This window comes from Brevibacillus sp. FSL K6-0770 (genome assembly GCF_038000275.1).
In the GTDB taxonomy this organism is placed as follows: domain Bacteria; phylum Bacillota; class Bacilli; order Brevibacillales; family Brevibacillaceae; genus Brevibacillus; species Brevibacillus parabrevis.
The window spans coordinates 4,247,001-4,273,664 of sequence record NZ_JBBOBQ010000001.1 but is presented as its reverse complement, the minus strand read 5'-3'; the positions used below and the strand labels follow the sequence as shown (position 1 = coordinate 4,273,664).

The following is a 26,664-nucleotide window of genomic DNA, read 5'->3' as shown; positions in this document are numbered from 1 at the left end:
AGAAGCGACAGTGATATTCAAAAAGAAAAAGAAAAATACAGATGAAGTGCTGACGGTTTCTCGAGCGGATCGGCGACTCCTCTCCAATGTTCCAGACCCAGAAAATATTCGGACACAGGCAGATCGAAGAGGACAGGCTGCGGATGTGGCTCAGGATGATCCAGCTTACCTGGACAGGTTGCGGATGCTGAGCCTGCGTTACATGGCCAATTTTGATGTCGTGGTCTACACGCGCAAGAAACAGAAAAAAAGCGCGTTCAAGGGGCGCGCAGTCGATATTTCCACAACAGGTCTTTTGTGCGAATTTGGGCCAGCTGCCCAAGAGCGGCTGTTTGTGGGAAAAACGGTTTCGATTCATTGCGATATTCCTCCAGGCACGATGCCGGAAGGATTTGAATCATCCGTCAAGTTAGAGGCGAAGGTCGTCCGAAACTTTACGAAGACCGAGGATGAGCAGGAGAAGCTGATGGTGGCGTTTGAATTTGCCAAGCCGCTGACAGAATATCTGCAAAGAAAACGATGGGGCTACGCCATTTACGGCTCCAGCGCCATGCTGTTGTTCTCGACGATTTTCATCATGCTCATGCGCGCGGAGAGCGTGATTTACTTCCAGTACAACATTCTTTTGTACATGTACAGCTTGATCGCGGCGGCTTTTTTGCTGACCCGCTACTTTTTTGGCGCCCTGTACCGGGATGTGCCGATCAATCCGGACTTTACGCCGGGAGTTTCGATCATCATCCCGTGCTTTAACGAAGAGGAATGGATTCACCGCACGATTTTGAGTTGTGTCAATCAAAACTACCCGATCGACAAACTGGAAGTAATCGTGGTCGATGATCGCTCGACGGACCGCTCGGTGGAGCAGATCGAGAAAGTCATCGAGATGATCCATAACGAGGCCGACCGCTTCATGACGAGAGAAAGGGTGCGCATGCATGTCCTGCCCGAAAATGGCGGGAAGCGCGTCGCTCTGGTTAAAGGCGTGGAGATGGCGAAGCACGATCTGGTCGTGTTTGTGGACTCGGACAGCTTCCTGGAGCCGACCGCGATCCGCCATCTGGTTCAGCCTTTTCAGGACCCGAAAATGGGCGGCGTAGCCGGGCGGACAGACGTGGAGAACAAATACACGAACTCGATTACGAAGCTGCAAACGGTTCGGTACTATATCGCTTTTCGCATCATGAAAGCGGCAGAAGCCTGGTTCGACAGCGTGACGTGCTTGTCCGGGCCGCTGTCGTGCTATCGCAAAGATTTGATCACCAAGCATTCCGATGCCTGGCTGAGTCAGAAGTTTCTCGGTCAGCCTGCGACTTTTGGCGACGACCGAAGCATGACCAACTACATTTTGCAGACACATCGAACCTCTTACCAGGATTCGGCCATCTGTTCGACGATTGTGCCGTCGAAGATGAGCGTGTTCTTGAAGCAGCAAATGCGCTGGAAGCGTTCGTGGCTGCGTGAATCGCTGCGGGCCAGCATGTTCATCTGGAAAAAAGAGCCGTTCATGGCGCTGTTCTTTTACATTGGCCTGATTGTTCCGATTGCAGCACCTGTCATCGTGTTGTACAACCTCGGATACGTTCCGCTCGTCCATCACGTGTTCCCCGGAACGTTTTTGATGGGGCTTTTGCTGATGGCGATGCTGATGAGTCTGGCTCATTTGCTGTTCCGCAGGAGCAAGCTGTGGGTGTTCGGGTTTGTTTTTTGCGTGTTCTACGAATTTGTCTTGCTTTGGCAAATGCCTGTCGCCTGGGTGACGTTCTGGAAATCGACCTGGGGCACACGGGAGACACCGCAAGACATTGAGGCGAAATTGAAAAAAGAAGCCCGAAAACAAAAAGGCAAAAAAGGATTCAGCTTGCCGTTTTAAACACAGTTGCTGCGTGGGAGATTTCGAGAGCAAGGGGGGGATGAGATGAGAGGAAAGCGTAGTGCCGCCCTGGATTACAAAAAGAAGGATCGCCGAAAAAAGATTCGCACTGTCTGGCAATTTGCGATTTTGCTGCTTGTCGGCATGATTGTCTATCAAGCTGTTTTCGATACGAAACAATACGTGCAGGCAGATACGACACAGTGGCAAAATCAAAAAGGATTCATTGCCCTTTCCTACTTTGGCGTCGGGCGCAACGGCACACCGAAGCTGATTGCCAAAGAGCTGCTGGATGAACATCTGAAGGCGCTCCGCAAGCAAGGCTACGTGACGATTTCGCAACAAGATGTTCTGGATTTTTACCAAAAAAACAAGCCGCTGCCAGACAAAGCTTTGTTTCTCGCTTTTGAAGATGGGCGAAACGACTCTCATTTGTTTGCTCAGCCGCTTCTGGAAAAGTACAACTACAAGGCAACTGCGCTGACGTACGCCAACAAGATGGGCAACAGCGACAACAAGTTTCTCCAGCCCAAAGATTTGCTGCGCATGCAGGAAAAAGGCTTCTGGGAAATGGGCACAAACGGTTATCGGCTGACCTACATCAATATTTTTGACCGGGACGGCACGTTTATCGGCGTGAGAGACGAAAACCAGTTGCCTACGAAAAACCACGTGGAGTATTACAACCATTTTTTGATGGACTTCATCCGCGATCAGGACATGATTCCGGTGGAGAATCGGACGCAGATGGAAGAACGGATTACCCACGACTATCAGTTGATGAAAGATATTTACACCGAGCAGCTCGGGTCTGTCCCGCGCGTGTACATGATCATGCACGCCAATACGCTCTATCAAGGGATGAATCGGCTCGTTTCCGATGTCAATGATGCGAACATCCGCAAGCTGTTCGCGATGCATTTCAACCGGGAAGGCAACGTGTACAATTCGCGTGACGAGAGCTTGTACAACTTGACTCGCGTGCAGCCTGCCCCTTATTGGTCGACCAATCATTTGCTGATGAAAATTCAGAAGGATACGCAGCAAAAGATGAAATTCGTGCTGGGAGACGAGAACCAGGCGAAACAATGGGAGCGCATGAGCGGGGCGGAGGAATTTAAGGACAACCGACTGATTTTGACTTCCCCGCCGAGCGAGAACGGCCAGATTTATTTGCGCGACAGCGAAAACTACAAAGATGTGGGCTTTACAGCAAAGCTCGAAGGCAACGTCGTCGGCAAGCAAGCGATTTATTTGCGCTATGACCGCAAGAAAAACGCGTTCATTCGCCTGACTTTGGAAAACAATGAACTCAAGCTCGAAGAGAAAAAGCCTGGCGGCGCTGTAAAAGAGCTGTCCAAGACCAAGCTCGGCGAGGTACAATGGAAGCCGGAAGATTTGGCGTACGACAAGGCGACCGTCTACAGCAAGGCCCAGACGGAAGCGGGTGCTCCCAAGGAAGACGAGGGATACCCGATCAATATTCAACAATCTAGGCTGCTTGACATCACTCTCCGGGACAATCAGTTATCTGTGGCTGTGGACAAACAGCTGCTGATAGACAAACAGCAAATAGATGCTACCATGGAGAAAGGCGGCTTGGCACTGGAAGCCCAGTACAGCAAGCAAAACAAAAAAGATGACATTTACGATGCGATTTTTACGGACATGAGCGTGTTTGTTCCGACCAATGGCGAGGCGAGCGATGCTATCCTGTTCAAAAATTCGTATTCGGGCTGGGATGAAGTGGTGCACGTATCGGAGAAAGCGTTCCATGCTGCCATCGACTGGGTCATCGAAACGTTCTAACATAGAAGGAAAAGGGGAACCAGGTCAGGTGACGATGAAGAAGCGGTTCAAAAAACAGACGATTGTTCTCGCAGTATGCCTCAGTGCTATTGGGACGTTACTCGGAGGCTGCGATATCTTGGGAAGCACTTCCGATTCGTGGAAAAGTGTGGAGGCGGCAGAACAGCCGATGGAGAAGACAGCCTGGGTCACGGACTGGCAATGGATGGACGGCTCCGCGGATTTGCAAGGCATGACGAACGGTTTGACCAGTGTGCAGATGTTTGCTGCCTATTTTGACGAAGCGGATCAACTGCTGTTTACCGATATGTTCAAAGAGGGGTTGCCCAAAGTCCAGGAAATCTCGCGAAAAAGCAGTCTCGTCCATGTGGATTTGACGATCGTGAACGATCAGAAGCGCAAGAATGGCACGGACAGCCAAAAGGACCCGGCGATCGTAACGCGGCTGATGGCGACGCCGCAAAGCCGGACGAAGCACATCGACCAGATCATGGAGGCGGTAACGACGTACCAGTTCCATGGGGTGGAGATCGACTACGAACGGGTTGCGGACAAAGACTGGCAGAACATGCTGCTGTTTATCCAGGAACTGCATAAGCGCCTTCAGGCAAAAGAAAAGACCCTCCGGGTGGTGCTGGAGCCGCGGACGCCGATTGAAACACTCGCGCTGCCCAAAGGCCCCGTCTATGTGATGATGGCATACAACCTGTACGGAACCTCGACCGGGCCAGGACCGAAAGCGGACCGGGCGTTCATCAAAGAACTGGCAACCCGCATGAAGGTCGTGCCGGGAGAAAAGGTAATCGCTATTGCGTCTGGCGGGTTTGACTGGACAGCTTCGGGCAAGGCGGTCCAGGTAACGGAGCAGCAAGCCGTGTATTTGGCGAAAGTCAATATGGCGCAACCGCAGCGTGACGAGGCGAGTGGCAGCCTTTATTTCCAGTACGTAGACGAGCAAAAACAGAAGCACACGGTTTGGTATGCCGACGAGACGACATTGCAAACCTGGTCGCAAGTCATTGCCAGTGAAGGCTACCACAAGCTCGCTTTGTGGCGCCTGGGTGATTTGAGTCCGGCAAGTGTTTCGTTCATGAATGAATAAGAAGAAGCCCCCTTCCTTTGCGGCCATTACTTCTAGGCCAGAGGGAAGGGGGCTTTTCTCTTTTCTATTAGGTCGTGCGCATACTAGATTTTCAGGATGCCGCCCATGCTCGCATTTGTTACCATCTTGGAGTAACGTGCCAGGTAGCCTGTTTTCACTTTTGGCTCAAATTCTTTCCAGCCTTCGCGACGGCGGGCCAGTTCAGCCTCGTCAACGTTCAGGTGAATCGTGCGCTCTTCGAGATCGATCGAGATGATGTCGCCGTCTTGGACGAACGCGATAAGGCCGCCTTCAGCCGCTTCCGGGGAGACGTGCCCGATGCTGATGCCGCGGGAAGCGCCGGAGAAACGGCCGTCTGTGACGAGAGCCACTTCCTTGCCGAGTCCCATCCCGACGATTTGCGAAGTAGGAGCCAGCATTTCTGGCATGCCCGGGCCGCCTTTTGGTCCCTCGTAACGGATGATGACGACGTGACCGGACTTGATTTTGCCTGCCGCGATGCCCGCCAGCGCTTCTTCCTGGGAGTCGAAGCAGATCGCTGGTCCTTCGTGCTTTTTAATAGAAGGATCGACACCGCCCGTTTTGATGATCGAGCCTTGCTCGGCGAGGTTGCCGAACAGGACGGCCAGACCGCCGGAGGCACTGTACGGGTTCTCCAGACGGCGGATCACCTGGTCGTTTTTGATTTCCGCTTCCGCGATGTTTTCCGCGAGCGTTTTGCCTGTCACGGTGATGCGGTTCGGATGGATCGCGCCTTCTTTTCGCGCAATTTCCTTGAGAACAGCGGAGACGCCGCCTGCTTCGTGGCAATCCTCGATGTGGTAGTCGGACGATGGCGCCAGTTTGCAAATGTGCGGAATGCGCTTCGCCACTTCGTTGATGCGCTCGATTGGATACTCGATGCCTGCCTCCTGAGCGATTGCCAATGTGTGCAAAACGGTATTCGTCGAGCCGCCCATCGCCATATCGAGCGCGAAGGCGTCGTCGATCGCTTCGAGGGTAACGATATCGCGCGGTTTGATATCACGCTCGATCAAATTTTTCAGTTTTTCTGCAGAGGCTTGTACCAGTTCGCGGCGCTCCGGAGAGACGGCGAGAACGGTGCCGTTGCCTGGCAGCGCCAGACCGATCGCTTCGAGCAGACAGTTCATCGAGTTGGCGGTAAACATACCGGAACAGGAACCGCAAGTCGGACATCCGTATTGCTCCAGCTCTTCCAGCTGCTTGTTGTCGATCAGACCTGCCTGGTACGCCCCGACTCCTTCGAATACGGAGGAAAGCGAGATAGAGCGGCCGTCGCTTGTCTTGCCTGCTTTCATCGGTCCGCCTGTCACGAAGACAGTCGGAATGTTGACGCGCAGAGCGCCCATGATCATTCCCGGAGTGATCTTGTCACAGTTCGGGATGCAAATCATGCCGTCGAACCAGTGCGCGGCTACGACCGTTTCCAGGCTGTCTGCGATGATCTCGCGGCTTGGGAGGGAATAGCGCATCCCGATATGGCCCATGGCGATCCCGTCATCAACCCCGATGGTATTAAACTCAAATGGAACCATGCCTGCGGCGCGAACAGCTTCTTTGACCAGCTTGCCAAACTCCTGCAAGTGCACATGGCCTGGGATAATATCAATGTAAGAGTTGCAGATGGCGATAAACGGTTTGTCGAAATCCTCGTCTTTTACGCCTGCCGCCCGGAGCAAGCTGCGGTGCGGTGCGCGGTCGAAACCTTTTTTAATCATGTCACTGCGTTGTCTAGCCAATGTATAGCTCTCCCTTCCTGCTTGAAAATGACCTGTCTTATGTTTTGCACTATCTTATCAATTTTTATTAGTAGAAACAACCGTAAAAGTCTGAACATTTGCTCAGTCTGACGCTTGCAGGCAGCTTGCCATGCCGCTTGCAGCATGGCGAAAACAAGCTTTATCAGCTACAATAAGAGAACGAATTTTAATTTTGTTGGAGTGAACAAAATGATAGAGGAATTGAAAAGTATTTGCGAGGAAGGCAGCGATGAGGAGCGCAAAATACTGGAGTTGGCGATGCAGGCTATCCGGCAAAAGCGCGAGCGCAAAAGTGCCTATCTTTCAGGCTTTCTCGGCTTGAAGGGAGAGTTTATCGACGAAAAGAAGCAGTCGTATCGCTTCGAACTGCCGCTCACGGTGTTCATGCACAATTCGGGAGGCGCGGTACATGGAGGGATTCTCGCCACGCTGATCGACTCGGCCATGGGCTCGTTGATCAACCGTTCCCTGCCCCCGGAGCAGTACGCGGTCACGACCGAGTTGAAGCTCAACTACTTGCGTCCGGGAATAGGGGAACGGCTGCGCGCTGAAGCGACATTTTTGCATCGGGGACAGACGCTGGTCGTTATGGAAGGCAGCGTTTACGACGAGCGTAACCATCGGATCGCGCACGGCACGGGTTCGTTTATCGTTTTAAATCGAAAATTTTTTACCTGAACTTCACCGGATCACAACAAGTCCGCTGTATTGTGAAATATAGGTCAGCATCTTGCCGGAGAGGGGCACGATAAATTCCATGTTTTCTTTCTCCACGATGCCGGAACGAGAGACGATCCGCGCCCATTTGACGCCGATTTTGTAGTATTGGGAGCCAAAGGTCGTGTGGACGGTTTCTCTGTTCAGCCGAAACGACATCGGCGCCGTATCGAGCGTATGCGGCACCATGCTGACGATATCGTGCAAAAACAGGTGGTAGGTCAGGTGCGGCTTGAAAAACACGAGTTCTTTTGTCGTGACCGTAAAGCCGTAGCTATTGTTCATCTGGGTGAATTTCAGCTCACCCTCCATATTTTTCAGACGAATGAAGTCGCTGTTCATGTTTTTCCCCTCCTAAAAAGCGTCGGGCTGTATGCGCCAAAGCCTGGCTTTGCGCCCGCTCGCCTGCGCTGCGTCTTTTGTCTTTTTCGCGATGGGTGTCATTCTATCATAGTGATGTGCGCATGAGGAATGCAAGGGAAAACAATGGACAAACGACCCAATGAAGGAGCGAAAAGCCGATGCTGGAAATTGCCAAGGAAGCAGCAAGTGTGGCAGGAGCCTTTTTGAAGGAGCGTTTTCTGGAGCAGCTCACCCCTGACGAGGAGCTGCATAACGATGTGAAACTGCCGGAGGACAAAGGCAGCGAGCAGCGCATCATTGAAGTGCTGCACCGTCACTTCCCGACGCATACGATTTTTTCCGAAGAGATCGGGATGGTCAGCCGCGACGAGGAGTATTTGTGGATTGTCGATCCGCTGGACGGCACGAACAATTATTTTATCGGCCATCCGTATTTTAGTATATCGATTGCCTTGCAGCACAAAGGCGAACTCGCCCTTGGCGTCGTGTACAATCCGGTAGCAGGTCAAATGTTCTGGGCGGAAAAAGGGCAAGGAGCGTTCCTGAACGGCAAACGCATCTCGATCAACAACCGGACAGACTTGACGCGGGCAGCAGGGACGTACATTCGCGGACGCGAAACCGTGACCAGGCAGGAGGAGCTTGCTGTTACAGAGCCGTTCATGCTCCAGACGAAGCGTCTGTTGCGCAACGTGGCTCCGGCACTCGATTGGTGCCTGCTCGCCAATGGCTGGCTCGACTACATCGTCATGCAGCGTTCGGGGATCATGGACGTGGCTGCCGGAATCGTGATCGCGAGTGAAGCGGGCGCTACCATAACCGATTGGCAAGGTGAGCCTTACCGACACGAGCCGTTTTTCCAGGATCAGACGCGTTCGCTCGTAGCGACAAACGGTCAGCTGCACGATACGATCCGCGCGATGACAGTGGAGCAGCACGTGGCGAATGTGCAGCGGTAGGCTTGGAAGCCACATACAAACAGCGCGACCATTTTCACAAACGCTCTTTTCTAAGAAATTGTTGCTTTTAGAAAAGCCGTGAGTTGCTTGATATTTATAGTACCAAGCGAAGCGTGCATTCACGGTAAATGGAAATCCTATAGACTTCCTGATTTTCATTATAGAACACACGTTTCCACAACAGCAATAGCAACAAAATTTGCGAAAAGAGCCTTCACAAAAATGGCCAAGGCTGGGGCAGGAGACGGGACTCTTGCACCAGCTTTTCCCTTTTTAGCCGAATTTCGTGTTTTTTCGGCAACCATTTGTTCCGTGATGCGTATAAATTGGTGCTATCTTGAAAAGGGCATCATTTTACTGAGAAATGGGGTGACAGCATGGCTAGACTGGAATATCGTCTGCTGGACGAGACGAACGGGTACCCTGTCCTGTTTTATTACGATCGCATCGACAAGGACGAGGTGTCGCTGCGCTTTGCCTGCGACTATTTGGTGAAGGGGCATGTCGTCTACGAGAAGACTTCTTGCGCCATCGAGGGCGGGACATATGTGATCTACGTCCGCCACTCGTCCGAGGAGACGGCGGTGGACTATGCCGAAAGACCGTCCGTGCGCTGGGGGAGCATCCAGATCGAGATGCGCGAATACAGGGAGAACACACGTCTCTACCCACTCGTGCACACGTTTTCGTTCAAAGATGACGACGATGCTCTCCTGCATTTGCAAAGCGACTATTTGTATCTGAATGGCCGCGAATGGGAAAAAACCTCGGCTGAGGTGGATGAGGATCGTCAGGTGTACATTTACTACGCACAGCCGGCAGGGTAGGAGGGAAAAAGCATGGCACTGACAAAATCGGCAAAGGTGGTCGGTCTGTTTGTGGCGGCAACGCTGGCTATCAGCGGATGCTCGTCTGATTATGATGACGATTGCTACGACGATGACAATGACGGGTATTGCGACGACGGCGGGAGCAGTTCGCGCGGATCGTCCGGCTACTACGGCGGCAGTTCGTCCAAAAGCAAGTCGTCAGGAGTATCCAGCGGCATTAGCCCCAGCAGCTCCAAAGGCGGAATCGGCAGCTCGGGTGTGTCCAGCTCGGGGTGATGGAAGTGGATAACAAGAACCGAAGAGAAGCGCTGTACGGCCCTTTGCGCGAGGAAGGAATTTTCCTGTGGGATTGGATGTACGGGGAAGAGTACGCGCTGGCGGATATCCACCTCATCTCCGAATCGTTTCGGGAGGAGCTTGCGACAGCAACGGCAAAGCTCGGCCGCATTTTTACGAAAGTGATGCCTGTCTTGCAACGCGCGGACGATGCGCTTTTGCTTGAGTTGGGCGTTCCGGCGCGAGCGTTGCAAACCGTGCGAACCGCTGTCCTGCAAGATTTGCCTACAGCGATCGGCCGCTTTGACTTCGCCAGCACGAGCGAAGGGCTGAAGATGCTGGAATGCAACAGCGATACCCCGACAGGGATTGTGGAAGCTTTTCACGTCAACGAACACGCGTGTCGCTACTTCGGGGTGAAAAACCCGAATGCCGGGATGGACGCGCAGCTGCAACGCGCTTTTGCCAGGCTGATGCAAGCTTACAAAGACAAGGGCTATCCGGTTGAGCACGTCTGGTTCAGCTCGCTGGACTGGCACGAGGAAGACAAGGGAACGACCTTGTATCTGATGGAAAAGTCGGGAATCGACGCCCGATTTGCGCCGCTGGAAAAGCTTCGCGTCTGGGAAGACGGACTGTACGTCGAAGCAGAGGGCAGCTTGCTTCCCGTCGATGTGCTGTATCGGCTGCACGCTTTGGAAAAGCTGGCCGAAGAGCGGGACGAAGACGGCTATCCCACAGGGGAGCACGTGCTTTCCCTGATCGCTGCGAAAAAACTGGCGATTATCAATCCGCCGTCTGCGTTTTTGATCCAGACGAAAGCGCTCCAGGCGCTGATCTGGAACTTGCACGAGGCAGGCGAATTTTTCCAGGAAGAAGAACACGCGATCATCGAGACGTACATGCTTCCAACGTACTTCGAAAATCGGTTTGCAGGAGCGAATGACTATGTCACCAAGCCGATTTTCGGCAGAGAGGGTGGCGGTGTCGCGCTGTTTGCAGCCGATGGGACACTGGTCGAAAAAGATCAGGAGGAATTTTACTGGGAGCAGCCGATGATTTATCAAAAGCGGGTGGAATTGCCCGAGATTACGGTACAGACGCTGTCAGGCCCGTATCAAGGCAGGCTGTTGTGGGGCTCCTTCTGGATTGGCGGAGAAGCGTCTGCGGTCGTGGCCCGTGTCGGCGGCCCGATCACCAACAACTTGTCCTATTACTTGCCGGTCGGCATGAAAGGGTAACGAAAAGGAGAGGAGTGCGGCATGATTACACAATGGAGTTACATACTCAATTTTTTGGCCTATTTGGCCGTGACTATTCCGATATTGGCAGTCGGCATTTTCGTTTTTACGTTTACGACTCCGTATAAGGAATTTGCGTTGATCAAAGACGGGGCACAGACAGACGACCCGAAAAAAATGGCGGCGGCGAAAGCAGCGGCACACGATTTGGGCGGAAAAATTATCGGTCTGGCGATCGTGCTTGCATCCGCTGTCTATCACTCCGTCAACCTGTTGGATCTGGTCGTGTGGGGATTGGTTGGCATGGTGTTTCAAGTCGTTATTTTTTATTTGTTCGAGTGGATCACGCCGTTCAAAGTGGTGTCGGAAATCCCGAACGGCAACGTTTCTGTCGGCATTTTCGCCTCCCGGCTGAGCATTGCGGCAGGCTTGCTGATGGCGGCTCTCATCAGCTACTAAGATATAGAAAAGCGGGATCGGTCCTCGGGAGGAGTCCTTCGTGTTTTGGCGCGTCATGTATGAGATATTCGTCATCATGCTAGTAATTACGTATGCAATTTTGCTTTTTGCTGATTTCTCGAACCACCCGCTGCTGACAGACGAATTGATGCATTGGGTCGACAACGGGCTTATCGTCATGCTCATCGCAGAATATATGGTTCGCTTGTGGAAGGCAAAAAACAAGCGGCAGTTTGTCATCTCCAACTGGTTCGATCTGGTGGCGATGATTCCCTTGGACCAGTATTTGTATTTGGCCCGGTTCATGCGTGTCCTGCGTTTGGTGCGCATTGTGCGGGCTTCTCCGTTTTTGCTTGGCGTCATCCGCTCCGGCCCTATGCGGCAAGTTCTCGGGGTCGTTACGATTATCATGCTCTGGAGCTCGACAGCGATTTATTTGCTGGAATACGGCGTGAACGAAAATATCAAGAGCTTCACCGATGCGCTTTGGTGGTCGATCGTGACGACGACGACGGTAGGGTACGGGGATATTTCCCCTGTGACGTCAGGCGGGCGGATCATGGCGACGATTTTGATGGTGACAGGGATTGGCATGATCGGTGCGCTGACAGCCAACTTTGCGACCCATTGGACGGAGACGCACGATGCCAAAAGCGACTCCGAAACCGACCGACTGACAGAAGAAATCCGGAAGCAGACGATTTCCTACATCCAGCAAATCGAGAGCTTGCGGGAAGAAGAGTACGAGACGTTAAAAGAAAGTCTGGACTTATTGTATCGTCGAACGAGAAAGAAACACGAAGAAGAGTGAGCTGTCGGTGCGCCGGCAGCTTTTTTTCATGACTTTTCGGGGGAAAATACAGAAAAGAAGCTATTTTCGTGAAGATTATACCGAAGAAATACGAATTGATTGTTGACGCGGAAAAGCAACCCATTTATAATTCCGAGTAAACACATATGATTTACTAAATAAGTTTGGATGAGGGGTATATCCGATGGCAAAAACTGCGGCTTTGGTAATCGCTCACGGTTCTCCCGATCCCGACTGGCTGAATCTGGTTGAATCAGCAGTCAGGCAGTGCCAGAGCGAGCTGCCGACCCGGGTCGCCTATCTGGGGGGAGTAGAGGGGCGCAGCATCAGCGACGAGTGGAAGCGTCTGGAGGCATCCGGAGCGAAGCGGATTGTCGTGGTTCCTCTGTTTGCCTCGGCGGGCAGCAATCATGTGACAGAGATACGGGCGATGCTGGGGCTTACGCCTTGGCCCACCTGGGAGACGGAGCAGGTGCGCATTCCTGTTCGGGCGAGGATTTTATGGTGTCCGCCGTTGGAAGATCATTCGCTGGTGGAGCAGATCGTCGGACAGCGCGCCATGGAGCTGGCAAAAGATCCTCGCAAGGAAGCGTTGTTGCTCGTCGGTCACGGCAGCGACTGGCCGGGATGCCAGGAGCGGTGGGAAAAGCTGCTGCGCCGCATGACGTTTCGCCTGCAAAACCGCTATGCCTTTGCTGCAGCCGGATATGCGACGCTTCGGCCAGACACGCTGCGGGAACAAGTCGTGGCGCTCTCGGAAAAAGGAGAGGTCATCGTGCTCCCTCTGTTTGTCAGTCAAGGGTATTTCACCCGCAAGGCGATTCCGGCACGGCTGGCAGAGTTGTCGTATCGGTATAACGGCAGCGCGTATTTGCCCCATCCGCTGATTGCTGATTGGATTGCCCAATCGATTCGCATGGCACTTGTAACAGACCTTTTTACGCAAAGGAGCGTGTATGAGCATGGCAGAGAGAAAACAGTGGAAGTGGGCAGATGATCCGTCCCTGAACAAAATGGAATTTACCAAGCTGGAAAAGGACGGACTGGATGTCATCGAGACAATCGTCAACACTTATTCCAAAGAAGGCTTCGAATCGATCGAATCTTCTGATATGGACCGCTTCAAGTGGGCCGGTGTCTATCAGCAACGCCCGAAAGACGGCCACTTCATGATGCGTGTGCGCATACCTGGCGGGATCATGAGCAGCGAGCAAGCGAGAGTGCTTGCCAAAATCGCCCAGGATTACGGCCGCGATCTGGTCGACGTAACGACGCGTCAGGCTGTCCAGTTTCACTGGTTGACCGTAGAGTCGCTCGCAGACATTTTTGATCGGCTCGGTGCGGCTGGCATGTCGTCCTTCGAAGCTTGCGGAGACTGTCCGCGGCAGATCATGGGCAATCCGCTCGCAGGAATCGATCCGCATGAAGTGCTGGATACGCGCCCGATCGTAGCCGAGCTGGAGCAGTTTTTCCTGCTTAACCGCGACTTCTCCAACCTGCCGCGCAAATACAAAATGTCCGTATCTGCGAACATTTACAACGCTGCCCATGCGCAAATCAACGATCTCGCCTTTACTCCGGCAAAAAAAGTCATCGCTGGCGAAGAAGTCATCGGCTTTCACGTCTGGGTGGGCGGAGGCTTGTCGGCAAAGCCGTATTTGGCGAAAAAGCTCGATATTTTCGTCCGTCCGGAAGAGGTCGTCAAAGTGGCGGCAGGCGTCACGACGCTGTTCCGCGACTTCGGCTATCGGCAGAAGCGCACGCATGCCCGCCTGAAATTTTTGGTGGCGGACTGGGGACCGGAGAAGTTCAAGGAAGAGCTTGTCCAACTGGTAGGCGAGCTGGAAGCTGGCGGAGAGGATTTGACGAAAGGCTGGAACGGCGGTTACTTCTACGGTCTGCACGAGCAGCGCCAGCCAGGATTGTACTACGCAGGGCTGTCTGTTCCCGTCGGGCGGATGAACGCGGAGGAGCTGATCGAACTGGCTCGTCTGGCGGACGAATACGGGGATGGCACGATCGGAGCCTGCAACACGCAAAATATCCTGATCCGTAACATCGCCAAAGAAAAAGTGGCGGCGTTCCGCCAAGAACCGCTGATTGTCAACCGTTTCAAACTAAAGCCGAATACGTTTGTCGGATATGCCGTCTCTTGCACAGGCATCGAGTATTGCAATCTGGCTATCGTCGAGACAAAAGAAAGAATGCGCGGGCTGGCGCAATATTTGGATGATGCGGTTTCGCTCGACACACCGCTGCGCATTCACATGATCGGCTGCCCGAACTCGTGCGGACAACGCCAGATTGCCGACATCGGTCTGCAAGGCGCGCTGGTGAAGACGCCAGCCGGGATGGTCGAAGCTTTTGATGTCCACGTAGGCGGAACGCTGGAAGAGCCGCAATTCAACCGCAAGCTGAACGCGCGCGTCACCGTAGACAGGCTGGGGGCTTTCCTGGCGCAGCTGATCGCGCTTTACAAGGAAGATCGGCTGGAGGGCGAGGAATACTGGCGCTACGTCGAACGGGTCGGGCTTGCCCGGATTCAGGAGCAAGTCGACAGCATTTTGCAAACCGCATAACCAAGCCGAGCGAAAAACGCAATCTGAGGAAATGAGGGAGTACCATGGCAGAGGAACAAGCCGAGAGCTATTTGTACAAATTGGAGGCTGTGCTGGAAGAAGGCCAGTTGCTGACCGTGGTCGTGATTGCGAAATCGGATGAGCGTGCCTTTTCCACTGCGGAAAACAACCTGCTTCGGCACACGATTGTCCCGCCGAAGGTCAAGGAGCTGAGCCTGGTCGAGAAAAAGCCGCTCGGCCGTCAGGGAGTCGGCTACGTCGTGGAGACATCCCGGTTCAGCTAACCGGATGTGAAACAGGCAGCTTTGCTTTTCATGCTAGGAAGGCGTCAAGGAGGAGTGATCAACAATGAATGCTGGCAGAGTCGTCTTTGTAGGGGCAGGCCCCGGCGATCCGAAACTGCTTACCATCCGCGGGATGGAGGCGCTGCAAAATGCGGATGTCGTCGTCTACGACCGTCTGGCTAGTCCGTTGCTCCTCTCCCATGTCAAAAGGGAAGCCAGACTCATTTACTGCGGCAAGGAAAGAGACAGCCATACGCTGCCGCAGGAAGAGATCAACCTCCTGCTGATACGAGAAGCCAAACAGGGGAATAACGTCGTGCGCCTGAAAGGCGGGGACCCGAGCATGTTCGGCCGGGTCGGCGAAGAGGCGCAAATGTGCGTGGAGCATGGCGTGGCGTATGAGATCGTGCCGGGGATTACTTCCGGCATGGCTGCGCCGCTCTATGCGGGCATTCCGTTGACCCATCGCCAGTTCAGCTCCTCCGTTGCTTTTGTCACCGGACATCTCTGCGAGCAAAATGCCGACAAGCAAGTGGATTGGCAGGCATTGTCCCGAGTGGAGACGCTCGTGATTTACATGGGCGTGAAAAATTTGCCGCACATTCAAGAGCAACTGCTTGCGTGCGGAAAAGCGGGAAATACCCCAGTCGCCCTGGTCAGATGGGGCACGGTTGGCGAGCAGCAAACATTGGTCGGCAGGCTTGCGACGATCGATCAGGATGTAGCCAAAGCAGGTTTTGCGGCACCTGCGATCATCATTGTCGGCGAAGTGGTGCAGCTTCGCGAGCAATTGAACTGGTACGAGTCTCGGCCCCTGTTCGGACAGCGGGTGGCCGTGGCAACCCGGGCAGGATCAGGCAGCCAACTGCTGGCGAACCGCCTGGAGCAGCTAGGGGCAGAAGTGGTCCCCCTGCCGCTTGCGGAGCGGCCCTTGCTGGCAGCGGAATGCTTGGGCGTGCCAAAAGACATGGCGGCATACAGCTGGGTGCTGCTCGACGACGAGCGGCAAGCGAGGGCGTTTCTCGCGGAGCTTGGCAGGCGCCGCTTTGACCTGCGAAAGCTGACGTGCAAGCTCGCCGCGCGCGGGGAGCGTACAGCACTGTTTCTGGCGGACAGAGGATTGTATCCGGAGCGGGTCTTTGCCGAGTCGCTCGCTTCGTCGGCTTTGATCGAGGAGCTTGTGCAAAAGAACGGGGAACAGCGGGTTTTGCATCTGCGCTCAAAAGGCGTGGCAGCGCTTGCCCATCCGGCGGCAGATGTCATCCATCTCACAGCAGGGGGAGTCCTGGAGTGGGAGGAGACGCATCCGATTGTTTCCTGGATAAAAAAGCGGCCGTTTGACTGGTTTGCAGCCGATGACGGCGAGGTTTTGCCTGCCTTGGCGGATTTTGCAGGGGCTGGCTGGGAGAATGTGCCACTCTTTTGCGCCAACCAGCGTACACAGCAGGTGGCGAAAAAAATGGGGTGGCGCATCGTCATCGACGATAGCCTGGAAAGCTTTGCCCAAGGAATCCATCCGCATGAGCAAATCGCCAGTGTAACGAATCCGGCGCCCCTGCTTTTTTGGAAAAACAGATTGGCATGACAGGAGGTAGGGCTGCTCGTGGATTGGAGTTACGTCGCCATCGCCATCGCTTTGTTTTTTGCAATGAATATCGGCGCAAGCGGGACTGCTGCTTCGATGGGTGCAGCATACGGCAGCGGAGCGGTTAAAAGCAAGCTGCTTGCGATGATTCTCGTCGCCATCGCGGCTCTGCTTGGAGCTGTGCTTGGCGGCGGCGAGGTCGTCAAGACGATTAGCGGAGGAATTATTCCGACGAATTTGCTCAGCATCGAGGTCGTCGTGATCATCCTTGCTTCCGCCACACTGACGCTTTTTGGCGCAAACCTGCTCGGGATTCCGCTCTCGACCAGCGAAGTGACAGTCGGATCGATCGTCGGGGTAGGGCTTGCTTATCAGTCGCTGTTTGTGGGGCACATTCTCGTCATTCTGTTCTTTTGGATCGTGGTGCCAATCGCGGCTTTTATCGGAGCCTACGTCGCCGGGAGGGTCATTTCCCGTGTGGAGCGGCGCTGGCCAGACTTGCAAAAACCAGGCTCCAAAGGAGAGCGCTGGCTGACGATCTTGCTCGTTTTGTGTGGGGTATACGAAGCGTTTTCAGCCGGAATGAACAACGTAGCGAATGCGGTTGGCCCGTTAGTGGGAGCAGGCTTGATGTCGACCGACTCCGGCGTGTGGCTCGGCGGTTTGGCCGTCGCTGCCGGGTGCCTGTTGCTGGGCGGAAAAGTGCTGGAAACGAACGGCAAGAAAATTACGTCGCTGTCGCTTTTACAAGGGAGTGCCGTATCGGCAACGGGTGGGACATTGGTGATTGTCGCGTCTTTGTTCGGGATTCCCGTGCCTCTGACGCAGGCGACTACTTGCGCGATTTTGGGTGTCGGGACGTCTGAGCGAGGTTTTGTTTTGTGGCAAAAAGGGATTATCAAGCAAATTCTCATGGTCTGGATTGTCTCGCCTGTTTCCTCGCTGGTCGTTTCCTTCGCGTTTGTCCATCTCTTTTTGCGCTCGGATTTGTACACGCTCGTCGTGCTCGTGAGCGTATTCGTAGCGACATTGGGCTTCGTAGGACTGATCCGGCTGATTCGCAGGGAAAACAGTTCCATCAACGATCAAGGAGGGGGCATATGAGCCGTTTACATTACGACACGGCAACAGCCGAGCAGCTTGCCGCGATCAACAAAACGCTGGCAAAGGGAGATACCGTCGATGTCATCAAGTGGGCCTACGAGACGTTTGGCGATGATCTGATCTATTCATGCAGCTTCGGGGCAGAAGCCATGGTGCTCATCGATATGATCAGCGATGTGAAAAAAGACGCCCGCGTCACGTTTTTGGATACCCATCTGCACTTTGCCCAGACGTATGAGCTGATTGAAAAAGTGCGTGCCCGCTATCCTGCGCTGCAATTGACGATCAAGGAGCCGCAGCTGTCGCTTGCCCAGCAGGCAGCAGAGCACGGCGACGAATTGTGGATCGCGAAGCCGGATCTGTGTTGCCACTTGCGCAAGGTGTTGCCGATGGAAAGCGTGTTGAAGGGCACTGTGGCCTGGATGTCAGGACTGCGCCGCGAACAGTCTGCGACAAGAGCAGACGTCCAGTTTGTCAATCGCGACGAGAAGTTTCAGTCGCTGAAAATTTGCCCGCTGATTCACTGGAAGGCAGAAGAGGTGTGGCAGTACATCCGCGTGTTCGAGCTGCCGTACAATGCTTTGCACGACCAAAGCTATCCGAGCATCGGCTGCGCGCCATGCACGCGTCCGGTCAGAGCGGGCGAAGACGAACGGGCTGGTCGCTGGTCGCATCTGGGCAAGACAGAGTGCGGGCTGCATCTCGCCAAGTGAGTGTGAAGATAGAGAAAACGGATATGGATGAGGAGGGCTTGAAAGTGAGTGGTAGCATTCCGCATGGCAACGTACTGGTAAACCGTTTTGATCCGACCGCTGACCTGTCCCGTGCGACAGCAGAGGTCGAACTGGATGCTTTTGCCCTGTCAGATTTGGAGCTGATCGCGATCGGAGGATACAGTCCGATTGCCGGATTTTTGGATCGGCACGACTATACATCTGTCGTGGAACGCATGAGGCTGGCCGATGGATCGGTCTGGAGCATTCCGATCACGCTTCCCGTTTCAGAAGCTGTGGCAGGAAGTCTGCAAGCAGGAGACGCGGTGCGCCTGGTCTATCAGGGCGAGGTGTACGGCCTGTTGGAAATTTCCGACATTTATTCCCCGGATAAGCGGCAGGAAGCGCGCCTCGTATACGGCACGGACGACGAGAACCATCCCGGCGTGAAAAAGCTGCTGGAACGTCCTGATGTGTATCTCGGCGGGCCGATTACGTTGGTGCGGCGAGCTGATAAAGGGGCGTTTGCCGCTCACCATTTCGACCCGGCGGAAACGAGAGCGGCGTTTGCCGCCAAAGGCTGGAAAACGGTCGTCGGCTTCCAGACGCGCAACCCTGTGCATCGGGCGCATGAGTACATCCAGAAATCGGCATTGGAAACCGTCGATGGCCTGTTTCTCAATCCGCTCGTGGGCGAGACGAAATCCGATGATATTCCGGCCGAAGTGCGGATGAAAAGCTATCGGGTGCTCCTGGACAAATACTACCCGGCTGAGCGGGTCGAACTGGCCGTGTTTCCTGCCGCGATGCGCTACGCCGGGCCGCGCGAAGCCATTTTCCACGCGCTGGTGCGCAAAAACTACGGCTGCACTCATTTTATCGTAGGCAGGGACCATGCGGGTGTCGGCAACTACTACGGTACATATGACGCCCAGCATATTTTCCGCCAGTTCCAGCCTGAGGAACTGGGCATCACGCCTCTGTTTTTCGAGAACAGCTTCTACTGCAAGACATGCGGCAATATGGCATCTGCGAAGACGTGCCCGCACAGCGCTGAACACCATGTCGCCTTGTCGGGAACAAAGGTGCGGGAAATGCTGTCTCGCGGCGAAGCTCCGCCAGCGGAATTTAGCCGTCCGGAAGTGGCGCAAGTGTTGATCGAGGGGTTGCGGCCGATCTCCGTATAACCAGGCAAGCAGCTTTTTGGCAAGGAAGGGAAGAAAGGGGAACGACTATGGCGAACGACAGTGCTGCGAATATTGTGTGGCACCCGACAACGGTGACGAAAGAACAGCGGCAGCAGCGCGCTGGACATAAAAGCGCTGTTCTCTGGTTCACGGGCTTGTCCGGGGCGGGCAAGTCGACATTGGCCAACGCGGTCGAGTACGAGCTGAATCAGCGCGGCTTGGCGAGCTATGTGCTGGATGGCGACAATATCCGTCACGGCTTGAACAAGGGACTGGGATTCGGGGAAGAGGACCGAAAAGAGAACATTCGCCGCATCGGCGAGGTTGCCAAATTGTTTGTGGATGCAGGCGTGATTGTCCTGACCGCGTTTATTTCGCCGTATCGCTCGGATCGCGAGCTGGCACGCAGTTTGGTAGCGGCAGGGGAATTTATCGAAGTCTACGTCCAATGTCCGCTGGAAGAATGCGAACGGCGAGACGTGAAAGGGCTATATCAAAAGGCGCGGCGCGGGGAGATCGGCCAGTTCACCGGAATTTCTGCGCCCTACGAGGAGCCGGATCAGCCAGAGCTTGTCGTCGCCAGCAGCGAGCAGTCGATTGAGGAGTCGGTTGCTGCGGTCCTGGCCTATCTGGAGCAGGCGGGCATCCTCACCTACGAAAAAAAGCACGACGCGTAAATGCGCCGTGCTTTTTTTGTACAAGTGCAGCTAAGGCTGCTGTTAAGGAGTAGCCGGAGTTACTTCTTCAGCCCACTCCGCTTCCAGTTCTTTTTGCCATTTCAGATCGTCCACCAGGCTTTGTGCAAAGTGGCGCATGAAGCCTTTGTCGCTGAAGTTGTTGATCGCTTTTTCGTCTTTGTAAAGGTCTTCCGCTGTCAGGTAAGCGTCTTTTGCAGGAATTTCGAACTTGGTTGCTTTTCCGAAGTTGAACGCGTATTGATCAGCAAACAGACCGACTGTCAAAGGCTCTTTCATTTCTGGCGCCTGGAACGTTACGCTCAGGTCGCTCTTTTGGTGAACAGGCATTTTGTTTTTGTCTACGTAGAAGTCGAGGTTCCAAGCCAGCTTGTGGAAGCCTTCTTTTTTCATTTCTTCTACGATTTTTTCAGGTGTGTATGTTTTGCCTGTCTCTTCCAGCCATTGTTTTGCTTCTTTCAAGCCTTCGTTGATGGTAGCTTCGGCATTGGCGCGTTTTTCTGCCTCTGTCGTTTTGCCCATTTCCGGATACATTTCTTCTGTCAGGGAATTGGTCAGCACCAGCATGTCGATTGCGAACGTTTTGACGTCTTGGCTTGCTACCGCATCGTTAGCAGTGAAGAAGAACATTTTTACCAGTTCTTTGGCATCGATCTTCACGTTTACGTGAGTCGCTTCCACTTTTTCGCCGTTTGGCAAGGTTACGGTTTCTGTGCCGAGGTTTTTCGCATCAGCCAGTTTGTAGCCGTATTTGCCTACGTATTTTTTGATGAAGTCAAGCGTCAGCTTGTTCATTTTGTCTTGGTATTCTTTGAGTTTCGCCGGGTTTGCCTTGTCGTTTCCGCTTACGCCAGTGAAAGCGCCGGAAGTGTTTGCATCCACAGCCAAGTATTTGTTGTCGAGCGGAGATTTCACGAATACTTTGTCGTCGCTTACGAGCAGCTCAACAGACGCTTTTTTGTCGCCAGTCCAGAGCTTGTTGTCGCGCAGCAGTTTGTCGTCGTTTACTTCCAGTTGAACTTTTGCGTTTTTCAAGTCAAGCTGGGAGCCTTTTACTGTTACCCCTGCTTTCAAAGCGGACAAAATGGCTTGTCCTTCTTTGTCAGGATTGGTTTCCCCAAATGCCTGAGGCAATTTGTCTACGTCTCCGGTCAATTTCACAGTGCCTTGGAAGTCGTAGTTTGGTTTATCGATGGATGCCACGATCGAATCGCGCACCAGTGAAGCCTCACCAGCACATCCAGTGAGTACCAGCATACCTGCGAGCAGTAGGGCACTTCCTTTTTTCCACATGCTGTGTTCCTCCCCTATGTATTTGTATTTTTGTTCCTCTATGTATTACGTTTTAGTAAAGAAAAGGTTTCGCAAATACGGAAAAAAATCACAATCGGTCTAATTCGGCGCCGATTTCATGGTAAGATGAAAGGGAATAGATGGTTAGCAAAGAAAGGACGTTGCAGCATGTGGTTGTGGCTTCAAAAGCTGATGAAATTTTTTCAGGGCGAAGAGGAGCAAGATGAAGTAGTGGAAGGGCGTCCGGCAGCGAGTCCTCCTCCTGCAAGCCCGGCTCCCCGCCAGCCCCAAGCGAAGACGAAAAGCATTTACCCGAAAGAGCGGGTAAGTAGCCGGAATATAGAGGATGCGCGTCCACGCAGGGATCGTCAGTTTCGTTTTCCTGTCGTGCCAGACGATTATTTGGAGAACAAGCGAAAAGAGAGAATGAAGCAGCAGGCGACAGAAGAGGCCCAGCGAGTTCAGCCGCCCGTGCGTGAACGGCGGGAGCCAAGCGTCAGGGAGTCTTCCCGCGAGTCTTTTCGTGCCGCACGCGAAGAATACATACCGGACAAGCCTATAGAGACGGGCGCAGACAAAAAGCCGTCTGCTACCACCGAGTACAAACGCGAGACACCGAGAAGGGAGCCTGTCAAACAGCCGGACAGCGCAGGGCGCGCGCCTTCGATTGCGGAAGGGAAGAAGGCGTACCAGCCTTCGGAGATCGTGTCGCCCGTGTATGGCAAAATCACCCCGGCTACCCGTGAGGCTGAGCATCGCATCCATACGACAGGCGGTATCGTGTACCCGCGTCTGGAGCAGGAGGAGCATCTCCAGCAGCTCAAGCAGTGGGAACAGGAAATTAGCGAGCGTTATTTCCCGGATGAGACGTGGGAGCATGTGCATTCAGCGAGCGATGCGGGTTCAGCAAGCGACCCCGCAAACGGTTTTGCGAGCGATTTAACCATTGATGCCGCAAGCGCGACGAAGGCGGACAGCCGGGTCAGCGAGCAAGGTGGGGAAAAAGCTGTTCCGCTTGAGCAAGCAGCAGAGGAAACCGCGGATGCACAGGACCAGGCAGCAGCAGCGGCCTTTGTGGCTTTGCAGGCGGAAGCAGCGGTTTCGGAGCCTGGACGTATTGTTGTGGAGCCGCCAGAAATGGTTGGCGGTGAACACGGAGACGGCGAGAAGACAGAAGTTGGGCAGCTAACTGAACGGACGACTGAACCAGGGCAGACAGAGCAGCTGGACGGGGCGTATGAGTCAGGTCCAGGTCCAGAAAACATGCAAGAATGGCAGCAAAGGGCAGCGAGCGGCGCGGTTCATCAGGAAGGCGAGGCGCAAGCGGTTGTGCTCTCGACCGACCATGCGACGACAACCGAAGCAGATGGCGAGTTGGCGGATGCGGAACGTGGCGGCGCAAGCGCAGGAGTGGAGCGAGAGTCAGCGTTTGCAGCGGGACAAGCCGAGACAGAGGGAGAACTTCACGAGGCCGCGGCAACTGCGGAGATCGCGGAGGGACAGGCACAGCCTGACGTGGAGCTTGTGGTCGTGCGAGAACAAGCGGGTGCAGGTGAAGCGGTCGAAAGCGCGGAAGTAGCGGAGTCGACGTTAACAGCGCAGGGGCGTTCGGTGACCGACGAGAGCGAAGCGCAGGCGCAGCAAAAGCTGATCGCAGCGCTAGGCGACGCCGTGCGCACAGGAATCGAGGAGGGCTTCGCGGCTGTTCACGGACAAGGGCAAGTAGTCGATAGCGCCAAGCCTGCTGTTACGGGAAGCAACAATCATTTTGATGCGGATGTCAACCGTCTTTTGGCGCGTGCGATGCCGGAGTCGGGCGGTGAAGCTTCGTCTGTGGCGAGCGTGAAGCGGCTGGAGTCTGATGAAGCAACGTTGACCGTGACAGGAGTGAAGCCAGAGTCGAATGAAGCAACGCTGACCGTGGCGGGAGCGAAGTCAGGGTCGGATGAAGCAGCGATGACCGTGTCGGGAGTGAAGTCGGGGTCGGATGAAGCAACGCTGACCGTGGCGGGAGTGAAGTCAGAGTCGGATGAAGCAACGCTGACCGTGGTGGGAGCGAAGTCAGAGTCGGATGAAGCAGCGATGACTGTGGCGGGAGCGAAGTCAGAGTCGGGTGAAGTGACGATGGCTGTGGCAGGAGTGAAGCCAGAGTCGGATGAAGCAACGCTGACTGTGGCGGGAGTGAAGTCAGAGTCGGATGAAGCAACGCTGACCGTGGCGGAAGTGAAGCCAGAGTCGGATGAAGCGACAATGACCGTGGCGGGAGCGAAGTCAGGGTCGGATGAAGCAACGTCGACTGTGGTAGGAGCGAAGCTGGAGTCGGATGAAGCGACTTTGACCATGTTGGGAGCGAAGCCGGAAATGGGCGAAGAAAGCTTGCCCGTGGCAGGAGTGAAGCCGGAATCGGACGAGCCAACTTTGACCGTAGCAGAAGCGAAGCTGGAATCGGCCGAAGCAACCTTGACCGTGGCAGAAGCGAAGCCAGAAACAGCCGAAGCATCCCCGGCTTTAGCGGCGGATGCTGCTACAGAGAACGCCCAACCAGCACAGCAAGCACCCGTGATCCAGCTGCCAAACGCTGGACAACAGACTGGCTTCCAGACATCGCCAGCCGCCGGGGTGGCAACACCGGGTCCGAGCGCGAATCCACCTGCAAGTACGGCGCAATCAAGCACACCATCCGAGCCAAGCGAAGCGGAAATCGCGGAACCTCCGTACTGCTTGCCGACGCTTGCGCTGTTGAATCCGAGCCCGCCGCCAAGCGATGACGACGATGAGCATACGCAACTGCAAAAGCTGCTTTTGGAAGAAACGTTGTCCAACTTCAACGTGAGCGCAACAGTCGTCGGGATCGTCAAAGGCCCTTCCGTCACGCGCTTTGAGCTGCAGCCTGCTCCTGGCGTGAAGGTAAACAAAATTACCGGCTTGGTCGACGACATCAAGCTGAATCTGGCGGCCAAAGACATTCGGATCGAAGCGCCGATCCCGGGACGAAACGCGATCGGGATCGAGGTTCCGAATTTGGCGAGCCAGCCTGTACTGATCGAGAAGATCATCGGATCGGAAAAGTTCCAGCAGCATTCGTCGCCATTGGCTGTAGCCCTCGGCATGGACATCGGCGGCGAGCCGATTATTGCGGATATCAAAAAAATGCCGCACGGCCTGATCGCAGGCTCGACCGGATCAGGGAAAAGCGTCTGCATCAACTCGATCATCGTCAGCCTGCTTTACAAAGCGACGCCAGAACAAGTACGGCTTTTGCTGATCGATCCGAAAATGGTCGAGCTGGCACCGTACAACCATTTGCCGCACCTCGTCACACCTGTTGTGACCGACGCGAAGCAGGCGACAGCCTCGCTGAAATGGGCGGTCGAGGAAATGGAAAAGCGCTATGCCCTGTTTGTCGACGCAGGTGTGCGGGATATTGATCGCTACAACCAGACGACAGACGATCAGCTGCCGTATATCGTGATTGTCATTGACGAGTTGGCAGACTTGATGATGGTCTCCCCGCAGGATGTGGAGGATTGCATCATCCGGATTGCGCAAAAAGCGCGCGCCTGCGGCATTCATTTGCTGCTCGCGACCCAGCGGCCTTCGGTGGACGTCATTACGGGCAACATCAAGGCAAACGTGCCGACGCGTTTGGCGTTTGCCGTATTCTCCCAGGTGGATTCCCGCACGATCCTCGACCAGTCGGGGGCGGAACGGTTGCTGGGACGAGGCGACATGCTGTTCCTGGAGAGCGGCACCACCCCGGTGCGTTTGCAGGGCAACTTCGTCTCTGACGATGAGATCGAGCGCATTACGCAGGCGATCAAGAAGCAGCGCAAGCCGTCGTACCTGTTCAGCAAGGAAGATTTGGAGCAGCAGGTGCAATCTTTTGATGCAGGGGATGATCCGCTGTATATGGAGGCGCTGCTGTTCGTGGCAGACCAGGGTCAGGCTTCGGCATCCGGGCTGCAACGCCGCTTCCGGGTCGGCTACAACCGCGCTGCCCGCCTGATCGAGATGATGGAGGCGGACGGCTACGTCGCTGGACAGAGCGGAGGCAAGGCGCGAGCTGTTCTCATCACCCGCGAGGACGCCCAGGCTGTAGCGGACGGCTCGACTTTGTTGTAAAAGAATGTTGCAAAAGCAGAGGAGCTTGCCCAAGGTGGCAGGCTCTTTTTGCTAACCGAGGCAGGTAGGCAGATGCGTGTAAACACGCTGCTGTGGCAGCTTTTTTGCAAAACAGACAGCAGAATATATAAAAAGGCACCGCGCCCAGAGAAGGACGCTCCCGTCGTGCCAAACCCGCGCAACCTCATTTCGTTAGGGAGGTGTCCGTTGGCTTCACCGAGAAGTTTCCTGCTTGCAAGATCAGGCAAAATAAGATATAACTGATTTTAGTTAGATAATCTAATTGAATTACAGAGGTGATGTCATGGCAAAAGAAAGCACAGTGGATCAACAGTTGCCCAAATTAGGGATCGCTCCTTATTTGCAACTGATGAACAACACGATGGCAAAGGGAACGGATCGCAAATCGGCCCAGATGGGATTGCTGATGTTGTGGCTCAGTGACAATGTCCTGGATGTGATCGACGAGGATTTGTCTGCGTTCGGAATTACCGAGAGCAAGCTGGATTTGTTGCTTTTGCTTCTGCTGCATGAGGAAAGAGAACTGGTCACTCCTTCGGCCATCGCAGATCGGCTGGGGATTCGCCGGGCTTCTGTAACAGCTCTGCTCGACTGGCTGGAAAAAAGAAAATGGATTGCCCGCGAGCAAAGCGCCAAAGATCGCCGCATGATTCATGTCCGTATTACCGAAGAAGGAGTGGACTTGATTGACAATGTGCTGCCGACCTTTTGGGCGACTTGCGCTTCCTTGCTCGACGACTTGGATGCGGAGGAACGCAAGCTGTTTGAGAAAATTTTGGTTAAATTGAATGGAAGTATAGAAAAAAGGTTAGGGGTGGGCAGATAATTTTTTTGTGCATATAGTTAGATAATCTTACTAT

General features: G+C 54.4%; 23 protein-coding genes. 20 read left to right on the top strand and 3 right to left on the bottom strand.

The window, feature by feature from the left end; all coding sequences use genetic code 11:
• The first annotated feature begins 10 nt into the window (after window positions 1-10).
• From NST23_RS20330 to NST23_RS20320, 3 genes are read left to right on the top strand one after another with little or no spacing between them, the layout of a single operon-like run.
• Window positions 11-1,873: a glycosyltransferase gene (locus NST23_RS20330; RefSeq protein ID WP_122963923.1), complete on the top strand. Its 1,863-nt coding sequence runs from the start codon at window positions 11-13 to the stop codon at window positions 1,871-1,873.
• 45 nt (window positions 1,874-1,918) lie between these two features.
• Window positions 1,919-3,682 carry a polysaccharide deacetylase gene (locus NST23_RS20325; RefSeq protein WP_340964459.1) on the top strand — a complete coding sequence of 588 codons (1,764 nt, stop codon included), beginning with the start codon at window positions 1,919-1,921 and terminating at the stop codon, window positions 3,680-3,682.
• A 34-nt stretch (window positions 3,683-3,716) separates the two neighbouring features.
• Window positions 3,717-4,784, top strand: a complete 1,068-nt coding sequence (locus tag NST23_RS20320) for a glycosyl hydrolase family 18 protein (protein ID WP_173599137.1) — start codon at window positions 3,717-3,719, stop codon at window positions 4,782-4,784.
• 83 nt (window positions 4,785-4,867) lie between these two features.
• Here the strand turns inward: NST23_RS20320 and ilvD are convergent, their stop codons facing one another.
• Window positions 4,868-6,544 carry a dihydroxy-acid dehydratase gene (ilvD, locus tag NST23_RS20315; RefSeq protein WP_122963925.1) on the bottom strand — a complete coding sequence of 559 codons (1,677 nt, stop codon included), beginning with the start codon at window positions 6,542-6,544 and terminating at the stop codon, window positions 4,868-4,870.
• Between the two features lie 210 nt (window positions 6,545-6,754).
• Here ilvD and NST23_RS20310 point away from each other — a divergent pair, with 210 nt between their 5' ends.
• Complete coding sequence (locus NST23_RS20310; RefSeq protein ID WP_122963926.1) at window positions 6,755-7,243, top strand: PaaI family thioesterase; 489 nt, start codon at window positions 6,755-6,757, stop codon at window positions 7,241-7,243.
• A 3-nt stretch (window positions 7,244-7,246) separates the two neighbouring features.
• Here the strand turns inward: NST23_RS20310 and NST23_RS20305 are convergent, their stop codons facing one another.
• A complete protein-coding gene (locus NST23_RS20305; RefSeq protein WP_122963927.1) occupies window positions 7,247-7,624 on the bottom strand; it encodes a hypothetical protein in 378 nt (125 codons plus the stop codon).
• Window positions 7,625-7,803: 179 nt separating this feature from the next.
• On the opposite strand from NST23_RS20305, the gene NST23_RS20300 reads away from it, so the two are divergent.
• From NST23_RS20300 to cysC, 14 genes are all read left to right on the top strand, one after another.
• Window positions 7,804-8,604, top strand: coding sequence for an inositol monophosphatase family protein (locus tag NST23_RS20300; protein WP_122963928.1), 801 nt, complete (start codon window positions 7,804-7,806; stop codon window positions 8,602-8,604).
• A gap of 377 nt (window positions 8,605-8,981) precedes the next feature.
• Window positions 8,982-9,431, top strand: a complete 450-nt coding sequence (locus NST23_RS20295) for a hypothetical protein (RefSeq protein ID WP_173596849.1) — start codon at window positions 8,982-8,984, stop codon at window positions 9,429-9,431.
• Between the two features lie 12 nt (window positions 9,432-9,443).
• Window positions 9,444-9,710: a hypothetical protein gene (locus NST23_RS20290; protein ID WP_122963930.1), complete on the top strand. Its 267-nt coding sequence runs from the start codon at window positions 9,444-9,446 to the stop codon at window positions 9,708-9,710.
• Window positions 9,710-10,951: a glutathionylspermidine synthase family protein gene (locus tag NST23_RS20285; protein ID WP_287102466.1), complete on the top strand. Its 1,242-nt coding sequence runs from the start codon at window positions 9,710-9,712 to the stop codon at window positions 10,949-10,951. Before NST23_RS20290 ends, NST23_RS20285 begins: the two co-directional genes overlap by 1 nt.
• Before the next feature lie 21 nt (window positions 10,952-10,972).
• Window positions 10,973-11,410, top strand: coding sequence for a DUF350 domain-containing protein (locus NST23_RS20280; protein ID WP_063228032.1), 438 nt, complete (start codon window positions 10,973-10,975; stop codon window positions 11,408-11,410).
• A gap of 40 nt (window positions 11,411-11,450) precedes the next feature.
• Window positions 11,451-12,221 carry a potassium channel family protein gene (locus tag NST23_RS20275; RefSeq protein WP_122963932.1) on the top strand — a complete coding sequence of 257 codons (771 nt, stop codon included), beginning with the start codon at window positions 11,451-11,453 and terminating at the stop codon, window positions 12,219-12,221.
• 184 nt (window positions 12,222-12,405) lie between these two features.
• Window positions 12,406-13,218, top strand: a complete 813-nt coding sequence (locus NST23_RS20270; RefSeq protein ID WP_122963933.1) for a sirohydrochlorin chelatase — start codon at window positions 12,406-12,408, stop codon at window positions 13,216-13,218.
• Window positions 13,184-14,800: a nitrite/sulfite reductase gene (locus NST23_RS20265; protein WP_173596851.1), complete on the top strand. Its 1,617-nt coding sequence runs from the start codon at window positions 13,184-13,186 to the stop codon at window positions 14,798-14,800. Before NST23_RS20270 ends, NST23_RS20265 begins: the two co-directional genes overlap by 35 nt.
• A 44-nt stretch (window positions 14,801-14,844) precedes the next feature.
• A complete protein-coding gene (locus NST23_RS20260) occupies window positions 14,845-15,084 on the top strand; it encodes a DUF3906 family protein (RefSeq protein ID WP_063228036.1) in 240 nt (79 codons plus the stop codon).
• A gap of 64 nt (window positions 15,085-15,148) precedes the next feature.
• Entirely contained in the window at window positions 15,149-16,669 is a 1,521-nt protein-coding gene (gene cobA, locus NST23_RS20255) for a uroporphyrinogen-III C-methyltransferase (RefSeq protein WP_287102435.1), read from the top strand.
• A gap of 18 nt (window positions 16,670-16,687) precedes the next feature.
• Window positions 16,688-17,773 carry an inorganic phosphate transporter gene (locus tag NST23_RS20250; protein ID WP_122963936.1) on the top strand — a complete coding sequence of 362 codons (1,086 nt, stop codon included), beginning with the start codon at window positions 16,688-16,690 and terminating at the stop codon, window positions 17,771-17,773.
• A complete protein-coding gene (locus NST23_RS20245; RefSeq protein ID WP_173596853.1) occupies window positions 17,770-18,486 on the top strand; it encodes a phosphoadenylyl-sulfate reductase in 717 nt (238 codons plus the stop codon). Before NST23_RS20250 ends, NST23_RS20245 begins: the two co-directional genes overlap by 4 nt.
• 44 nt (window positions 18,487-18,530) lie before the next feature.
• Window positions 18,531-19,673, top strand: coding sequence for a sulfate adenylyltransferase (sat, locus tag NST23_RS20240; protein ID WP_340964458.1), 1,143 nt, complete (start codon window positions 18,531-18,533; stop codon window positions 19,671-19,673).
• A 47-nt stretch (window positions 19,674-19,720) separates the two neighbouring features.
• Entirely contained in the window at window positions 19,721-20,350 is a 630-nt protein-coding gene (gene cysC, locus NST23_RS20235) for an adenylyl-sulfate kinase (protein WP_242774892.1), read from the top strand.
• A gap of 42 nt (window positions 20,351-20,392) precedes the next feature.
• Here cysC and NST23_RS20230 read toward each other — a convergent pair whose 3' ends face one another.
• A complete protein-coding gene (locus NST23_RS20230; protein WP_122963940.1) occupies window positions 20,393-21,661 on the bottom strand; it encodes a hypothetical protein in 1,269 nt (422 codons plus the stop codon).
• Between the two features lie 168 nt (window positions 21,662-21,829).
• Between NST23_RS20230 and NST23_RS20225 the strand changes: the two genes are divergently transcribed.
• Window positions 21,830-25,783 (top strand): DNA translocase FtsK, encoded by a 3,954-nt coding sequence (locus NST23_RS20225; protein WP_340964457.1) that lies wholly within the window; start codon window positions 21,830-21,832, stop codon window positions 25,781-25,783.
• 304 nt (window positions 25,784-26,087) lie between these two features.
• Window positions 26,088-26,630, top strand: a complete 543-nt coding sequence (locus NST23_RS20220; RefSeq protein ID WP_122963942.1) for a MarR family winged helix-turn-helix transcriptional regulator — start codon at window positions 26,088-26,090, stop codon at window positions 26,628-26,630.
• Window positions 26,631-26,664 lie beyond the last annotated feature (34 nt).

What these genes read in the sequence shown, in the direction of transcription:
- NST23_RS20325 (WP_340964459.1), top strand. Translation starts at nt 1,919, where the DNA reads ATGAGAGGAAAGCGTAGTGCCGCCCTGGATTACAAAAAGAAGGATCGC.
- NST23_RS20320 (WP_173599137.1), top strand. Translation starts at nt 3,717, where the DNA reads ATGAAGAAGCGGTTCAAAAAACAGACGATTGTTCTCGCAGTATGCCTC.
- NST23_RS20310 (WP_122963926.1), top strand. Translation starts at nt 6,755, where the DNA reads ATGATAGAGGAATTGAAAAGTATTTGCGAGGAAGGCAGCGATGAGGAG.
- NST23_RS20305 (WP_122963927.1), bottom strand. Translation starts at nt 7,624, where the DNA reads ATGAACAGCGACTTCATTCGTCTGAAAAATATGGAGGGTGAGCTGAAA.
- NST23_RS20300 (WP_122963928.1), top strand. Translation starts at nt 7,804, where the DNA reads ATGCTGGAAATTGCCAAGGAAGCAGCAAGTGTGGCAGGAGCCTTTTTG.
- NST23_RS20295 (WP_173596849.1), top strand. Translation starts at nt 8,982, where the DNA reads ATGGCTAGACTGGAATATCGTCTGCTGGACGAGACGAACGGGTACCCT.
- NST23_RS20290 (WP_122963930.1), top strand. Translation starts at nt 9,444, where the DNA reads ATGGCACTGACAAAATCGGCAAAGGTGGTCGGTCTGTTTGTGGCGGCA.
- NST23_RS20285 (WP_287102466.1), top strand. Translation starts at nt 9,710, where the DNA reads ATGGAAGTGGATAACAAGAACCGAAGAGAAGCGCTGTACGGCCCTTTG.
- NST23_RS20280 (WP_063228032.1), top strand. Translation starts at nt 10,973, where the DNA reads ATGATTACACAATGGAGTTACATACTCAATTTTTTGGCCTATTTGGCC.
- NST23_RS20270 (WP_122963933.1), top strand. Translation starts at nt 12,406, where the DNA reads ATGGCAAAAACTGCGGCTTTGGTAATCGCTCACGGTTCTCCCGATCCC.
- NST23_RS20265 (WP_173596851.1), top strand. Translation starts at nt 13,184, where the DNA reads ATGGCAGAGAGAAAACAGTGGAAGTGGGCAGATGATCCGTCCCTGAAC.
- NST23_RS20260 (WP_063228036.1), top strand. Translation starts at nt 14,845, where the DNA reads ATGGCAGAGGAACAAGCCGAGAGCTATTTGTACAAATTGGAGGCTGTG.
- cobA (WP_287102435.1), top strand. Translation starts at nt 15,149, where the DNA reads ATGAATGCTGGCAGAGTCGTCTTTGTAGGGGCAGGCCCCGGCGATCCG.
- NST23_RS20245 (WP_173596853.1), top strand. Translation starts at nt 17,770, where the DNA reads ATGAGCCGTTTACATTACGACACGGCAACAGCCGAGCAGCTTGCCGCG.
- cysC (WP_242774892.1), top strand. Translation starts at nt 19,721, where the DNA reads ATGGCGAACGACAGTGCTGCGAATATTGTGTGGCACCCGACAACGGTG.
- NST23_RS20230 (WP_122963940.1), bottom strand. Translation starts at nt 21,661, where the DNA reads ATGTGGAAAAAAGGAAGTGCCCTACTGCTCGCAGGTATGCTGGTACTC.
- NST23_RS20225 (WP_340964457.1), top strand. Translation starts at nt 21,830, where the DNA reads ATGTGGTTGTGGCTTCAAAAGCTGATGAAATTTTTTCAGGGCGAAGAG.
- NST23_RS20220 (WP_122963942.1), top strand. Translation starts at nt 26,088, where the DNA reads ATGGCAAAAGAAAGCACAGTGGATCAACAGTTGCCCAAATTAGGGATC.